The sequence below is a fragment of the Guptibacillus algicola genome (genome assembly GCF_020171805.1).
Classification (GTDB): domain Bacteria; phylum Bacillota; class Bacilli; order Bacillales; family Guptibacillaceae; genus Guptibacillus; species Guptibacillus algicola.
This window is the reverse complement of sequence record NZ_JAIVAF010000003.1, coordinates 374,942-390,029: the sequence shown is the minus strand read 5'-3', so window position 1 is coordinate 390,029 and position 15,088 is coordinate 374,942. Positions and strand designations below refer to the sequence as shown.

Genomic DNA, 15,088 nt, shown 5'->3' with positions numbered 1-15,088 from the left:
TCTCTCCATCTTTCTTATCCCAATCCTTCCATGAATACCTTCACCACCATAGGACCTAAAATAACGATAAAGATTGGTGGAAAAATGAATAAGATCATTGGGATCAACATTTTGACTGGAGCTTTCATCGCTTGTTCTCGTGCCATCTCACGCCTTTGCTCCCTTAGTCTCGTTGTTAAGTTCATAATCACTCTCGACATCCCGACACCTAGATGATCAGCCTGAATAATCGACGTCATCACACTTCTAAAACTATCAGATGGGACACGTTTCTTCATATCGTAAAATGCTTCACGTCTAGATTTTCCCCGCTTCATTTCATCTAACGTCTTCTTAAACTCAGCGGATAAAGGGCCCTTCATTCGGTCACACACATCCGTGATCGCTCCTTCAAGACCAACTCCAGCTTCAAGTAGCAAGCTCACCATATCAAAGAAGTCAGAGAGTTCCCTGTTGATTAACTTCACACGCTGCGCTTTCTTTTTAGCTAAGTAAAAAATAGGATAGCGATAAAACAGGAATGATACTGCTAGTGCCAAGATCAGAGCAGAAAAACCGCCATCCGAGTTAGGTCCGATCAACAGCAATGCAAGAAATCCACCGGTGATACTTGCTAGAATTTGAATCAAACGAAATTCAATCGGTGATAACTTTTCATAACCACTTTCTCGAATCATAAGCTCGAGCTTTCGATGATCCTTCTTCTCAAGCATTCTACCAAGCCTCGCAACACTTAGCGTCCAGAACTTTCGTAATAGCGTTTGAGTGATTCCTTTCGAAGGTTTTTTTGTTTTCTTTTCTACTCCTTCAGACTTCCCGAAGTAGACGTCAGCGCGTGACTCAATCGCAATATCTCGTTGGAAGATGGTAGAAAAGACTGCTGTGAATAAAAGCATAAAGAAGACTACGGAAGAAATCGCAAACAGCATGCTGATCATATGCTACACCTCAATTCGTACGATCTTTTGAATGATGAACCAACCTAGTAGTAGGGAAACCGTTCCTGCAGAAAGTAACACCCACCCTAATGGGTAATCGATCATCGGTTGAAAATAATCAGGACTTACAAAATAAAGATACAACGTAAGAACAATCGGGAGAGCAGTAATGACCCACGACGATAATTTTCCTTGAGCCGTTAATGTATTGAGTTCTTCGAGAATTCGTATTCTTCCTCTAACGGTTTCCTCCATATTATCCATGAGCTGCGCTAAGTTCCCTCCGCTCTTTCGCTGTGCCAGAATCGCCTGGATCACCACTTCAAGCTCCTTATTTGGAAGACGTGTGATTAAGTTCTGAAACACTTCTTCCACGGGAATTCCCATCCCAATTTCTCGAACAGATCGATCAAATTCAGGACCGATTGGATCTGGCATTTCTTTTCCGATTAGTTTCATCGTTTGCACAAAGCTAAATCCTGCTCGAAGCGAATTGGACATTGTAGCAAGCGCTTCGACTAGCTGATAGGATAACTGTTTGTTTCGTTTTCTTGCTTTATTCACCATGTATCGTTCAGGTGCTACAAATCCGATTATTACGGAAAGAAGGCAGAGATACCATGGAAAGGAAAGAATAAATAGAAGAATTGGTGCAGCAGTAGCGAGCAAGAGCCTTACAACGAAGAACTCTTCGACCTTTAACGTGCTTCCAGCCTGCTGAAGCTTTATCTCTGTTTCTTTACTGAACTTTATTCCATTAAACAAATGTGATAGTTTCATGATTAATGGTTTCAAAACTTGCTTCTTTTCTTCACTCTTCTCCTCAACTACTTTTGAGCCTACAGGCACGAAATCATTGATTCTCGTGTTCGCTTTCTTCCTCTTCTTCCATTTGGTGGTTATGAAGTAAAATGTGATAGAGAAAATGAAGAATAATACTCCTAATTGAATGATCTCATTCATTTCACCACTCCTCTTTGAACCATGAAGCTGGCAGCTTAAAGTCATTTTGCTCTAACGTTTCCGCAAAACCAGGTCTTACCCCAGTAGTGACGAACCGACCGTCAATCTTACCTTTACTGTTTCGTCCCTCTTCTTTGAATACAAATAGATCCTGAAGAACGATCGTATCTCCTTCCATTCCAAGGACTTCAGTAACCTTCACCATCTTTCTTGATCCATCCTTCAATCGAACTTGGTGCACGATAAGGTCGAGGGCATTTGCTATCTGCTCTCGTATCGCACGTAGTGGAAGGTCAAAGCCGGCCATCAAAACCATTGTTTCCAAACGTGAAAGCATATCGCGAGGTGAATTCGCGTGCCCTGAACTTAAGCTTCCATCATGACCCGTGTTCATAGCCTGCAGCATATCGAGTGCTTCAGCGCCACGAACCTCACCAACTACGATTCGATCTGGACGCATACGTAGAGCATTTCGAACGAGGTCACGAATCGTGATAGCTCCATTTCCTTCGATGTTTGAAGGTCGAGCTTCAAGAGCAACGATGTGATCTTGCGAGAGTTGAAGTTCCGCAGCATCTTCAATTGTAACAATTCGCTCGTCATTCGGAATGAACGAAGATAATACGTTCAAGGAAGAGGTCTTCCCAGATCCTGTACCTCCACTTATGAAGATATTGAGCCTCGATTTTACGCACATGCTTAGGAATTCTGCCATCTCATTACTAAGGGTGTTGTAATCGATTAGATCATAGATTTGAAAAGGTGTAGCAGAGAATTTACGAATGGTTAATGATGGCCCCTTCAATGATAAAGGAGGAATGACCGCATTAACACGTGATCCATCTGGTAAACGAGCATCAACCATCGGCGAACTTTCATCAATTCGACGTCCTAGTGGGGAAACGATTCGTTCGATGACACGTTCCACATGTGCATCATCTCGAAACGATGAATCACTCCTTACGATCTTGCCTTGATGCTCATAATAGATATCGAATGGTCCATTGACCATAATCTCAGAGATCGAATCGTCTTCAAGAAGAGGAGTAATGGGTCCGTACCCTAGCAGTTCATCTTCGACAGTCCCTAGAAGGCTCTTCTTCTCTTCAAATGTTAATCGCTCGCCTTCTTTGTCGATGAAGGCTTTGCCTAATTCACGTATTTTCTTCGTTTCTTCGTCTCGATCAAACTGCTTTTTCTTTAATTCTTCTAATAAATAGTTTTGGAGCTTCGCTTCCATTTGAATATACTCATTCGTCTTCACAGGAACTTGTACATTTCCTTCTCCAGATTGAACTGGCTGGACATCAACATAGCGTTTAAAAAGAGACATCCGATTCCCCTCCTACCTACTCAATAAAGGCCATCGCATCGATTTGATAGACTTTAAACCTGACTGAATGTCTTCTGGGTCATCCGGCATCAATTTCGTTGATAGCGAAAGTACGGCTTTTGAGAGAGCATTCTTCGCATCTTTTAATACGAGCGGATAACCTTCATTAATAGAAGCCGCTACCGGTCCAGGCTGATCTGGGAGCATGGAAAAGATCGGTTTTTGAAGAATTTCTTCTAGACGTTTTTGGTCAATCGCTGTTTTTCTAGAATCTTTATTTAAAATAAGATCGATCTTCTCAATCAGTTTCAAGGACTCAAGTGTTTCCATGTAAAGTTTGGTGTTTCGGACAGTTGGAATGTCACTCGTCATCAACAACAAGATATCATCCGATAGAACGAGGCTTTTAAGGTGGATTTCTGAAATTGTTGCTGCAGTATCGACTATGATGACATCATAATCTTTCCTTAGTTCCGTAATAGCCATTTCGATGTGGTGTTCGGTAATAATTTCAAAAAACTCTGGTCGTGGTGGTGGCGCTAAGATCGCTACACCAGAGTCATGTTTCGTTAAATAGTGCGTGACGGAGAATCTCCCTTTGTCATATCCTTCCTTCACCCATTCATAAATGGTGTTTTTCGGCTTTACGTCAAAGTACATCGTGACATCTCCGAATTGAATGTTCGTATCTAGTACAGCGACCATCTTTCCTTCACGTGCTAAGGTAGAAGCTAGATTAGTTGTAAGTAACGTACGACCGATCCCTCCACGAGGGCTGCATACGGAAATAACGCGGCTATCGTTTTTAAGCTCATGATTTTCTTTTACACCTTGTTGTTCTGCTCGATAATTCATGTAGCGATGCGCCTGGGTGACAACATCTACGAGTTCTTCTGTTTGAATGGGGAGAGTTAATAGATTCGAAGCTCCAGAATGCATGGCTTTCTTCGTATTCTCAGTGGATTCTTCAGACAAAATAATGATATAGATGTGAGGGTGCTTGATAGAGATTTCTTCACTTAGTTCATATACATTGTAAACGTTATTTGGCTGAAGAAAGAGAGTCGCGTTCGAGGTATCCTCCAACCGTGACTGAAGATCAGTGAGCGTCTGAAAGCATGTTAGGTGCTGCCCTCTTTTTAAAAGAAACGTCTCAATCTTTTCAGCTCGTCCGTTTGAGTCGCAATAAAAGTACCATTCTACACTCATTTCGAAACAACTCCTTCGACAACCTGTCTTGATTCTTTCAGCTCAGCTTTTTCGATCGCCTTATCTTCTTCGTTTCTCAACATTAAGTAAAAGCCGTTGGCGTCCGTTGAAGCGAGACTAATTTGAACACCTTGTTTCGGATCAACTTCAAGCGTGACAGTTTCATAAAGAAGAGACTCTTCCCCAGCGTCAGACGCTTTACCGGAACCGAGAACCTTTACATTTTGGAGAACAACCTTTGCTGTTCTAAGCTCTTGCTTCTTTTCTTCGTCTACAGTTGTCTCAAACGCAACAACATCTACGAAAGATCCTGGTACAACATATCCTGATACCCCTTGTTCAAGCGTTACTTTTAATGAAATGGCTCGTTTTCCTTCACTCACTTCGAGCATCTCATTGCTCATTTCTCTCTCGATCACTGTAGGTGCCGCTTCAACCACTTCTTCAACCTCAGGAACATCTTCGGTATTTGAATCAGATCCCGTAGACGTAACAATCGCCATATTTGAAAACAGGGCAACATAGACAATCCCTGTTGCAATAACCCCAAATACGAGTGACCACATCCAGATTCGCTTTGTTTTCATATGCTCCTCCTTACCTTCCCATGACAGTCATTTATTTGATTAGTTTCACTCCGTAAACGTTTCCGGTTTGCGATCCATCGATTTCACCAGATGTGATCATCTTTTTGAACTTCCCTACGATACGCTTCGGCTCATCGACTCGGTCTAACCAATACGATGCGAACCCTACAATTTCAACGGAGGATTTCCCATTTACACCATCCCAGGACTTGATCAATGGAAGGATGATCATCCGATCGCACGATTGGTCTGCAGAAGTCGCGCTTTGGCAATGCGCTTTTCCGGCATCATTATCGATCAGCGTTTGGAATGCACCTTTGACAGGTCCCCACATCTGACCAGGCTCGGTTTGTACAGTTTTTGTTCCTTGAGGAATCTCTACACCGTTGATGATATTGTTTGCCAATCCTTTCGCACCGTTACTTCCGATATCAAGAAAGCCGCAGTTCCCGCTAAGAACACCCGTGTTACTACACTTCAGCTCTGTTTGATGTGGGACCGCAGTGTACTCGATTGCAAGCGGCGTGATCCCTTTTGTTGGCCAAACTGGACCTATCTTCGCTTTCGCTGAGGCACTTACTTTCGCGTTCTTCATCCCGAAGACTTTCGCGAATGTCATGGGGACTTTTGTTTCCTGTGAAACCTGAATCGTGTCGACACCAGTCCTTATGTCACAGTAAGAAACGGGATAGCCGTTTTCTTCCGCATAGGTACCTGCTACAGTCGTCGCCTTATTCCTACTTGTAATTAATTCCTGTGCCCCTGCTAGAGCCGCTGCATCGACTGCGTTCTGTAGGGTGCTCTTCTCATGATACATCCGCCCTACATCAACAACCATAGCCGCTGCACCCAGTAGAACTGTAATGCTGATTGCAACCATCACCATCGTACTTCCACGTTGGTTTGATACCATCATTAGAAGTTTCTTCATCACTCCACCCTCATCGCCGTTGTACTTGTTAAATCGATTGGACCTGTTAATGATGCGATTACTGGCGTGAGGAAATTAATATGATGGTTGATCGTGATCCTTACCTCACTGCCTGAAGATTTCTTTCCACCAGGAGAAATTGAAACTTGTGAACCTGAAAGGCTAATACTCGTTCCGTTATCTACTGCAACTGCTCGAATGGTCGCATCATCTTCTCCAACACTCGCTGATCGAGCAGCTTCACGACTGGCATGATCGATCGTTAAATACGCGTGAAAGATTCTCCCAAAATCTACGATTCCAAATAACAGCATTACGAGCACGGGTAGAACTAACGCAAATTCAACCATCGATTGCCCTTTTTCTGATTTCATATCATCCCTCCTAAGAAGAACGTACACAACGTCCCAACTGTGATCGCTACTCCATATGGAAAGGTGATCCGTGGTTTGTCATCGTTACTAGACGTTATGTTTTTTAATAAATAGAAGAAAGAGAGTAAGTATAGAGGAGAAAGCTTTTTAAATTCTAGTCTTCTAACAAGTAAGATAAGTGCAATGACCCCTCCTGCTAATGCAGTGTAAACAAACGAATGAAGAACAAAGGTAACACCTGTAAGTGCGCCTACTGAAGCGAGTAATTTTACATCGCCTGCACCCATTCCTCCTAGTAAGTAAGGGATAATAAGCAGAAGAAAACCAACTAGTAATCCTGCTACACTAAAGAGCAATCCTTCAAATCCAAGTGTGATCGTATAGTAAACGACCCCTAACAGCATTGCTGGAAATGTAACGATGTTAAGTATCTTTCGATTACGAATGTCTGTATATAACGAGATAAGTAATGTGCTTGCAAGGATCCAGTAGATCATACTAGTACCTCATATTTTAAATTTAGCCCCACCGGTGAAAGTGGGGCTAGTGATCTTTGGTTTATTGAAAAACTGATTACAATGATGCTACAACATTTCTTACAACAGCAAGAATTCTATCTCCGAGTTCGTTATACGCTACAACGGCCACAACCGCTACCCCAGCAAGAATCAAACCATACTCCGCCATTCCTTGACCTTCTTCTTCTCTTACGAACGCTCTTATTTTCTTTATCATCTTGTTTCCTCCCTAAGTGATTTTTGGTTAGATAAGAGAACCTGTGTCTACTACACCTACAGTGACATTAGTACCTTAGTATTGCGTTAAGTATGATCCAGAGACCTTGAAGAAAGTAATAACATAGCACGGTTATGCAGTTACGCTATTCTCATTTCAAACCCCCTTTGGATAGTGAACATCAGGAGCATTGGTTCGCTATTGTTCATTATAGTGATCTAGTCTGCTCTTTTGTTCTTTTTAAAGAACTTCTGTACTTTTATTGTAGTTCTCAATAACGAATTTGTAAACATCTTTTTTACATTTTATTTGTAAATGTTTGTGATGTTATATGCACTCTAATTTCTTGTTGAGAAAGATCAACCCTTGGTATATAGTGAATTTAATGAAGAAACGAAAGGATTGATCAAAATGAGCGAACGCACTGAACGTATGATATATCGAACAATACCACACACGATTCAACATGCTGACACGTTCGCTACACGACTTAGAGGCTTGATGTTTCGTAAACGTCCGCTCGACCTGGAAGCTCTTTTGATCACACCGTGTAACTCGATCCACATGTGCTTTATGCATTTCCCAATCGATGCGGTGTTTCTTAATAAAGAGAACCACGTCATCAAGCTCATTCCAAATTTAAAACCATGGCGTTTTGTCTTACCTGTCAAAGACGCCCACTCTGTTCTTGAGTTACCTTGTGGTGCTATTTATGATTTTGAAATTCAGTTACACGATTATCTACAATTTTAGTACCCTATAGGACTAGCCAATATTTTTTTCAGGGTCTTGTCCATTTGGTATAGACTTCCTCCTCTGTCAATATCGTTAAGAGGGGGGTGTTCAAATGAGAAAAGCTTTGAGTGCGTTCGGCTTGTTTTTGCTCATCGTGATGCTAGTCGGTTGTAGTGATGAGGTGCAAGATGATTTGGTTAGCTATTGGCAAGATTCGATGACGCCATTACTTCAAGAGGAGAAATTGATCATTGGCACATATGACAGCGTCGTAGGAGCAAATAGCACGGACGATCACACTACTTACGCCACCCTCATCGACGATGTGATACCAAAGTATACGGATTACATTGAGGATGTCGAGGCCGTAACGATTGAAACAGCAGAACTTCAAGAGGTTCATGAAATTTATGTCACATCGCTTAAAACTCAGCACGCAGGGTTCTTAACGCTTGTAGAAGCATTCGAACAAGAAGACGCCGCACTAGTTGAAGAAGCAAACGCAAAGCTTGATGAAGCAAAGGAATTGATGGAAGCGTACAACACGGGCATTCAGAAATTAGCTTCAGAACATGACGTTACCTTCGAATAAAAAAACAACCGGTAAGGCGATTACGCCATACCGGTCTTTTTGTTTAGTCACTAATTTGTTGCATCTGCCTCAGTCGATAAAATTGATAAAAGTTCTTAATGATCACCTTGATAACCGAGTAAAACGGAATCGCGATCAGCATTCCGATAAATCCATAAAGTGCTCCGGCAACAATGAGCAATAAAATAATCGTTAGTGGATGAATGTTCAATCTACCACCTAGCACGATCGGCGCTACGAGATTACCCTCTAGCTGTTGAACGATAACAAGCGCCACTAGTACTGAAAGTGCCATCGTCGGTCCTTGCGTAAGACCGATTACAAGGGCTGGGATCACACCTATGATCGGACCAAAGAACGGAACGACCGCTGTTAGTGTCACGAACATGCCAAGAATAAGTGCATAATCAAGGCCGAGAATTAAATAAGCAATATACATAAGTACACCATCAACAACTGCTACGATGACTTGACCCTTAATGTAGGCAGCTACGGTATCATCGATATTGCTAAGAATCTTCTTACCTTCCTCCTGATGATTTCCTGGAATGAACTTCAACAAGTAAGGAATCAGTTTATGGTCATCCTTTAAGAAATAAAAAAGAACGAACGGTACAACGATCAAAACCGTTGTAGCTCCCGTTAGAGCAGAAATAACCTGAGTAATATTATCTCCAAAATTTTGTGTAATTTCCCCAAGATAGCTCGTTGCTTTATGTCTCAGGTTCCCTACTGAAACCATACCCATGTCGTTTTTCTCAATCGCTTTTTGCGCTTCTCCAGCTGACTTCTCGAGCTTTTTTGGCAGATCTTTCATAATACTAGTAGCCTGTTCTGAAATCGTTTTTGCAAAGAGCTTGAACCCGCCATATAGAAGCCCACCAATCCCGACGAAAACTAGAAGAATTGCTGCAAGATCGGGAACGAACAGGATTTTCCTCACAAGACGAACGATGGGCTTAATGATGTAATACAAAAACCCAGCGATCAATATTGGATAAAAAAGCGTACTAATAATCGTTATGACCGGTTTGACGAAATCTAATTTAGCAAGAAAGAAAAATAAGATAAGAACAAGAATTGCACCAGTCATATATTTAAAAAAATCGTGTTTAATCCACATATGTTAACTCCTCTACGTAAAAGTAATCGCTTTTACCATATACCACAAGAAGGAGCCTTCATAACAGGAAATTTGAAACAGCGTTTCAAATTAAGAGGTAATTTCTATATTTGGCCATTTTGAGTTCCAGTTTTTTTCTACTATTCGTTTTTCATAAATCCAACTACGTTCATTATTCATGAAATGCGGTGTGGGTCTTAGTTTCATCTTAAATGCATCATCTAACCCATGAGGCGCAACGAGAATTAAGTGATCATCTTCATCCAATTTCAAGCCAAGTGAAGTTGCCGTTTCAGGAAATTTCGAGATGGCATCGACGGAAGATTCATACGGTGATGAATCATTTAAAACATGCATCCTTGCTTGATTCTTCACTGACCATGGGAAATTTCCATCGATATTCTTTAGTTGATTCTCTAACCTCACTTCTTCATCCTCATTGATGTGATCACTATCAAAATAAATGACATCCACATCAGGTAACGGTGATGCACGATCATATCCATGTTGACGATCCCAAATTTTCGAACGCACAAAACCTGCACATACCCACCAGTCAGGAAGATTAAGAGTTTTTACTATAGTTAACACCTGCATCATCTTAGAATCTTCTTTTACAATCAAAAGCAATTCCTCTTCGTTCGTTATGACTTTCTCCACCCTTCATTTCAATTCGAAAACCATTAATATATGATGCATTTCTCATGGAGCGACAATCTCTACTTTTATCCGATCAGGATCTTCAAAGAAAACGGCATAATAATCGTCACCTCCTGCATATGGATGACGATCTTGATAGAGAATGGGCACCCCTTTTGCTCGCAACTTGTTCGTTAACTCATCCACATGCTCACGCGATGCTGCATGGAAAGCAAGGTGGTTCAACCCTACGCGGCACCTGTGATAAGAAGGTTCCTGAAACCGTTCTTCAACTTGAACAAAGACGATGTATGTATCTCCAATCTTAAAGCTATGGCCTTCTTCCCACTTCTGAAATGAATGATAACCTAATTCTTCAAGTAACCATTCCCAGAAATCGATCGTTCTCTTTAACTCTGACACGTATAATTCAACGTGATGGAGGTGACCAGCTGACATTACTTTTCCTCCTTTGAAGGGTAAATTTCGCTCATTCGCTTTCGGAGTTCTTCCCTTAGTCGTTCCTTCATAGGTAGATGTTCATTATCGTTGTACTGATGTTCTTTATCAGTCCATTTTTCTTCAGGATATAACCACACTGGCTTCACTTGTCTTTCAACGGGTTCCCAGTTGTATCTTGGAAAGATATGAGCATGTAAATATGTATCCGTATTACCATAGATCGAATAATTCACACGTTTTGGTTTACACACTTTTTCAATCGCATCCCCTAGTAAACTCATATCTAGTAAATAGTGAGCTCGTTCTTCATGATCGAGATCATTTAATGTATCGACCTTTGCCGATGGAAGCAGCACACAGTAGCCAGGTAGAAACTGCGTATCTCCAATAACTGCAAAACCACTTTTCATTCGTGCAATAACATAAGGATTTTCTCCTCGATGAGCAGAATTAATTCTGTCCAATTTCCAGTCTCTATTAATTTCTGTCATCCCCTCCCTCATTTAGTAGCACAACTTATACCTTCCACCATGTCTCTTACCACTTTCAGAACAGCTTGAGGATCATCATGATGAATGGCATGTCCTGCTTCTTCTACAAACACATGTTTACTATCGGTTGAAAGTTCTTTGAGTTTACGCTGAAAATCCATCCACTTCCGCATGGATGCACTAGTATGATGGGGTTGCGTCCCACCTGTCATCACGACTAGTGGAACTGAAGAAAGGTCACTCCCTCGAACTTGTTCAAGACTTTCTTCAAACTCAGTAAGAGTAGCCTCGACATGGAATTGTTCCAAATATTCTTGTTGAACTTCATGATCGAACAAAGGAACCATCTGATGATTTTGATCTTCGTGAACAGAGTCTAAAAGAATAACGCCACTTACTAGTTCAGGATACAAATTCGCGAACAACCTTACGATGACGCCGCCATATGAATGTCCGATCAACAGAAAGGGAGGATAGACTTCAGCTTTTAATAATAGCTTTTTAAGGTTTATAGCACTCTGTAAGCTATCTTTAGAAATGTCAGAACGCTCGCTCTCCCCTACACCATTTCGATCATAAAAAAACAAATTAGCAAACTCGCTACCTTCTCTTCTGACAGGATCCCAGTTATCGAGAGACCATCCATAACCCGATTCGAAAACGATGGTAACTTCGTGGTCATTGTCTTCTATCTCATAATAGAGGTCAGTGCGATCAATCTTCACTTTCTTCCCAACTGTCATTTTCACCAAATCCTTTGCTATATTGCTTGAATCAATTATTTCAAAACAAGGGGATTAACTCAATGACTAATAAAACGTATACACAAAAAAATGCCCTCACCCGAGAGCATCTGATTCTATTCATGAAATGGTGGAATGCTTTGTTGAAATGTAAACACGTTCAAAGGGTCTACTGCTGTTTTCACTTCTCTTAATCGATGAAAGTTTTCACCATAGTATGCCTTAGGCCAATCACGGATGGACAGATCCGGCCAGTTGACGTAGTCACCATCTGTATAAGGACGCATTTGTTTTCGTAATGCCACTACCCATTGAATGTTTTCCCTCGCTTCTTCTTCGTTCGTCCAAGATGTATTGTACTCTTGAGCGATAAGAGCCTCTCGATGATAAAAAGCAGTATCTTTAGTCTCCACTTCTGAAACTGCCCCTCCTAATGACTGTTGCCAGATTGCAGCACTGTCATTTGGCGCATGTTCTAAGAACCGTTTCATAATCTTGATCCCACGCTTCGGTATAGGCTTGTAGCCAAATGACCCAGATCGTTTGAAGAATGATGGCTTATTCCCAGCTGGGTCGTTGAAATAGTTAAATGCTTTATTAAAAGGTAGAGAGGCGAGTTGCACCTTCTTCGGTTTATTTTCCTGAATTAACGGTTTAATCAATTCGATCAATCGTTTTTTCGACCCTACGAACTGACCTAGAGATCTGATCACATTTTGACTTTTTGCATGAAGTTCGAGCGTGGACGTTAGCTTATCATCGGTAAAAGGAGCCCACCCCTGCCACGTTTCATAAACTGATTCGAGTTGATCGAACTCCCACTCGATTTTAAAAACCGAGACGTTGTCGATCGGATGGGTGCGAAAAGTGAGCTCTGTGACGATCCCAAAATTCCCGCCACCTCCACCACAGCATGCCCAGAATACATCGTTATGCTGCTCTCGCGTCACCTCTATAATGTCTGCACCCTTCTCACCTTTAGGCACAACCATCTTCACCTTGAGAAGATGATCGCATGTTAATCCGAAGAGCCTCGACAAATACCCGATGCCGCCACCTAGCGTTAACCCTGCAACTCCAACGCTAAATTCTGTACCAGCTGGTAGGGCGAGACCATATTTCCATAACGTATTGTACACCTTGCCTAAATCTGCACCCGCAGAGACCTTCGCCGTCTTTGTTGGGACATTAACGGTTACATCGTTCATCTCACTTAAATCGATCACTAATCCATTATCAACGATCGAGAAATTTTGATAGCTATGTCTTCCACCTCTGACTCGAAAAGGCAAACCTTTTTCTCGAGCAAATGCTAAGGCATGTAATACATCCTTTTCCTCCTGACAAAACACAATTGCCCCCGGAAACTTTGGTTGGTACAAATTAAGGTTTTCTCTTGCTTTGTCATACGCTGGATCACCAGGTAAAACGATTCGTCCCGTTAATTCCGTTGCCATCCTCTCGCCCACCTTTTCTAAGTACTACAGCAGTGTATGTTCATGAAAGCAATTGGGTAGCTTTTGTATATGAAAAAGTTGGGTATCAGCCTAAAAAAAAACCCGTCACCATTGACGGGTCAAACGTAAGCGTTATTCTTCTGGCAATAAAACGATCTTTCCAAGCTTTCCAGCATTCTTGAAGTACGTTTGTGCTTCTCTCGCCGCTTCGAGTGGAAACGTTCTCTCGATGACTGGCTGAATTTTTCCATTTGCAATTGCGTTTAACATTTTCTCAAATTCGGAACGCGTCCCAAGAACTGAGCCGTATAGCGTGATATGTTTTAAATACAGCGTTCGGAAATCAAGCTCTGTCTTTTGTCCACCAGCAGAACCTGACGTACAGAACTTGCCACCTTTTTTCAATACATGAAGTGATGTTTCGAATAGAGCATCACCAACAACGTCTAGTACGGAGTCGATCGGGCCGCCGTTCGCATCGAGTATATCTTGTGCAAGGGTTTCTGACTTATAAGATAGAACATGCGTCGCTCCAAGTTCCTTCATTCTTTCTTCAAGAGCGAGATCACCGACGATCGCAACGACCTTAGCACCGAACACTTTTGAAGCAATCTGAACATTTAACGACCCAACGCCGCCATTCGCACCAGTCACCATCACCGTTTCACCTGGTTTTGGCTGAATCTGTTCCACCATGTGCCAAGCCGTCATCCCGCTAACCGAAAACACAGCACTTTCGATATAGTTAGATAGCGGCATATCAAAGCATAGCTCTGCAGGCCAGACAACGTATTCTGCATAACCACCATCATATTCTGATCCGATAAAGCTCATGTCTTCGGAAATATGTTCTGAGCCTTCTTCCCCGCTCGACGTAAATGGAAAGAGAACCACATTCTTCCCTTTCATCGACTCATCAACCTCTGCCCCTACTTTAACAACTTGTCCCGTTATATCTGACCCAGGGGTACGAGGAAACTGGACGCCTTCAGGTCGCCAACCGGATTTCGAACCCTTTCCATATGCGCCTTCTCTCATCCAGATCTCTGTATTGTTAATGGCACATGCTTTTACTTTTACAAGAACTTCGTTTTCTCGAGGCTCAGGAATCGGAACCTCAGCAACCTGCAGCTTATTAACATCTCCATACCCTGTTACTTGAACAGCTTTCATACGTTCATCACCTTTCGCTTAGAGTTGAGTATGTAAAGTGATTCGCTAGCTCTCACTTTGCTAAAATGTGGTCAAAAAAAAGAGCCTATCACAGCTCTCCTTAGCATTCCACATCGTGCAGAGATTATATCATAGTGATTTGATCATCATCACGTTTGTGGTCTCATAGCCTAACGTTTCATACAATCCTCTCGCGATGGTATTATGACCAAACACATGAAGACCGATTTTCTTAACTCCTAGATCTTCCCCTACACGTTCGATTTCCTTCATAGCGGCTTTGCCTAAGCCATTTCCTTGATGTTCTGAATGAATGTGAAAGTCACGAATAAATGCTTTATCGTTCTCTTTCAGTTCTACCCATACTGAACCAATAACGGCTTCATCATTAGCGCTTACTGTATACAAATAATGATTTTCTGTATTCTCTTGAAGTGGCAAAAGCAAATGATACTCCGCTTCTGCTTTCAACCGTGCCTCACGTTGATTCCAATTGTTCGACTTCACCTTTTCGTCTGCATACCGCTCCACGGCAGAATCAAGAAAAGACGTAAACTCACTAGAAGTCATTTTACGTAACGTAATCATTGTAGCCTCTCCTCT

General features: G+C 41.9%; 19 protein-coding genes. 2 read left to right on the top strand and 17 right to left on the bottom strand.

The window, feature by feature from the left end; translation table 11 throughout:
• Window positions 1-14: 14 nt before the first annotated feature.
• The 9 genes from LCM09_RS09560 to LCM09_RS09520 form a co-directional block, all read right to left on the bottom strand.
• A complete protein-coding gene (locus tag LCM09_RS09560) occupies window positions 15-938 on the bottom strand; it encodes a type II secretion system F family protein (protein WP_224880983.1) in 924 nt (307 codons plus the stop codon).
• Between the two features lie 3 nt (window positions 939-941).
• The gene (locus LCM09_RS09555; RefSeq protein ID WP_224880981.1) at window positions 942-1,901 is read right to left on the bottom strand and encodes a type II secretion system F family protein; all 960 of its coding nucleotides are present in this window, start codon (window positions 1,899-1,901) and stop codon (window positions 942-944) included.
• A gap of 1 nt (window position 1,902) precedes the next feature.
• Window positions 1,903-3,234, bottom strand: a complete 1,332-nt coding sequence (locus tag LCM09_RS09550) for a TadA family conjugal transfer-associated ATPase (RefSeq protein ID WP_224880980.1) — start codon at window positions 3,232-3,234, stop codon at window positions 1,903-1,905.
• 12 nt (window positions 3,235-3,246) lie between these two features.
• Window positions 3,247-4,443: an AAA family ATPase gene (locus LCM09_RS09545; RefSeq protein WP_224880978.1), complete on the bottom strand. Its 1,197-nt coding sequence runs from the start codon at window positions 4,441-4,443 to the stop codon at window positions 3,247-3,249.
• Complete coding sequence (gene cpaB / locus LCM09_RS09540) at window positions 4,440-5,030, bottom strand: Flp pilus assembly protein CpaB (RefSeq protein ID WP_224880976.1); 591 nt, start codon at window positions 5,028-5,030, stop codon at window positions 4,440-4,442. Before cpaB ends, LCM09_RS09545 begins: the two co-directional genes overlap by 4 nt.
• 31 nt (window positions 5,031-5,061) lie before the next feature.
• Complete coding sequence (locus tag LCM09_RS09535) at window positions 5,062-5,961, bottom strand: pilus assembly protein TadG-related protein (RefSeq protein WP_224880974.1); 900 nt, start codon at window positions 5,959-5,961, stop codon at window positions 5,062-5,064.
• On the bottom strand, window positions 5,961-6,335 hold the full coding sequence (locus tag LCM09_RS09530) for a TadE family protein (protein WP_224880972.1): 375 nt from the start codon (window positions 6,333-6,335) through the stop codon (window positions 5,961-5,963). Before LCM09_RS09530 ends, LCM09_RS09535 begins: the two co-directional genes overlap by 1 nt.
• On the bottom strand, window positions 6,332-6,832 hold the full coding sequence (locus LCM09_RS09525; RefSeq protein ID WP_224880970.1) for an A24 family peptidase: 501 nt from the start codon (window positions 6,830-6,832) through the stop codon (window positions 6,332-6,334). Before LCM09_RS09525 ends, LCM09_RS09530 begins: the two co-directional genes overlap by 4 nt.
• Before the next feature lie 76 nt (window positions 6,833-6,908).
• Complete coding sequence (locus LCM09_RS09520) at window positions 6,909-7,070, bottom strand: Flp family type IVb pilin (protein ID WP_224880968.1); 162 nt, start codon at window positions 7,068-7,070, stop codon at window positions 6,909-6,911.
• 411 nt (window positions 7,071-7,481) lie between these two features.
• Between LCM09_RS09520 and LCM09_RS09515 the strand changes: the two genes are divergently transcribed.
• Window positions 7,482-7,823 (top strand): DUF192 domain-containing protein, encoded by a 342-nt coding sequence (locus LCM09_RS09515; RefSeq protein ID WP_224880966.1) that lies wholly within the window; start codon window positions 7,482-7,484, stop codon window positions 7,821-7,823.
• A gap of 94 nt (window positions 7,824-7,917) precedes the next feature.
• Complete coding sequence (locus LCM09_RS09510; RefSeq protein WP_224880964.1) at window positions 7,918-8,397, top strand: hypothetical protein; 480 nt, start codon at window positions 7,918-7,920, stop codon at window positions 8,395-8,397.
• 43 nt (window positions 8,398-8,440) lie between these two features.
• Here the strand turns inward: LCM09_RS09510 and LCM09_RS09505 are convergent, their stop codons facing one another.
• The 8 genes from LCM09_RS09505 to LCM09_RS09470 form a co-directional block, all read right to left on the bottom strand.
• On the bottom strand, window positions 8,441-9,520 hold the full coding sequence (locus tag LCM09_RS09505; RefSeq protein ID WP_224880962.1) for an AI-2E family transporter: 1,080 nt from the start codon (window positions 9,518-9,520) through the stop codon (window positions 8,441-8,443).
• Window positions 9,521-9,610: 90 nt separating this feature from the next.
• Entirely contained in the window at window positions 9,611-10,120 is a 510-nt protein-coding gene (locus tag LCM09_RS09500; RefSeq protein ID WP_224882902.1) for a nucleotidyltransferase family protein, read from the bottom strand.
• Between the two features lie 102 nt (window positions 10,121-10,222).
• The gene (locus LCM09_RS09495) at window positions 10,223-10,618 is read right to left on the bottom strand and encodes a VOC family protein (RefSeq protein WP_224880961.1); all 396 of its coding nucleotides are present in this window, start codon (window positions 10,616-10,618) and stop codon (window positions 10,223-10,225) included.
• Window positions 10,618-11,112 (bottom strand): HIT family protein, encoded by a 495-nt coding sequence (locus tag LCM09_RS09490; RefSeq protein ID WP_224880959.1) that lies wholly within the window; start codon window positions 11,110-11,112, stop codon window positions 10,618-10,620. The genes LCM09_RS09495 and LCM09_RS09490 overlap by 1 nt, the downstream gene beginning before the upstream one ends.
• A gap of 8 nt (window positions 11,113-11,120) precedes the next feature.
• Window positions 11,121-11,855: an alpha/beta fold hydrolase gene (locus LCM09_RS09485; protein ID WP_224880957.1), complete on the bottom strand. Its 735-nt coding sequence runs from the start codon at window positions 11,853-11,855 to the stop codon at window positions 11,121-11,123.
• Window positions 11,856-11,971: 116 nt separating this feature from the next.
• Window positions 11,972-13,312: an FAD-binding oxidoreductase gene (locus tag LCM09_RS09480; protein WP_224880956.1), complete on the bottom strand. Its 1,341-nt coding sequence runs from the start codon at window positions 13,310-13,312 to the stop codon at window positions 11,972-11,974.
• A gap of 132 nt (window positions 13,313-13,444) precedes the next feature.
• On the bottom strand, window positions 13,445-14,485 hold the full coding sequence (locus LCM09_RS09475) for a zinc-binding dehydrogenase (protein WP_224880954.1): 1,041 nt from the start codon (window positions 14,483-14,485) through the stop codon (window positions 13,445-13,447).
• A 129-nt stretch (window positions 14,486-14,614) separates the two neighbouring features.
• On the bottom strand, window positions 14,615-15,073 hold the full coding sequence (locus LCM09_RS09470) for a GNAT family N-acetyltransferase (protein WP_224880952.1): 459 nt from the start codon (window positions 15,071-15,073) through the stop codon (window positions 14,615-14,617).
• Between the last annotated feature and the right edge of the window lie 15 nt (window positions 15,074-15,088).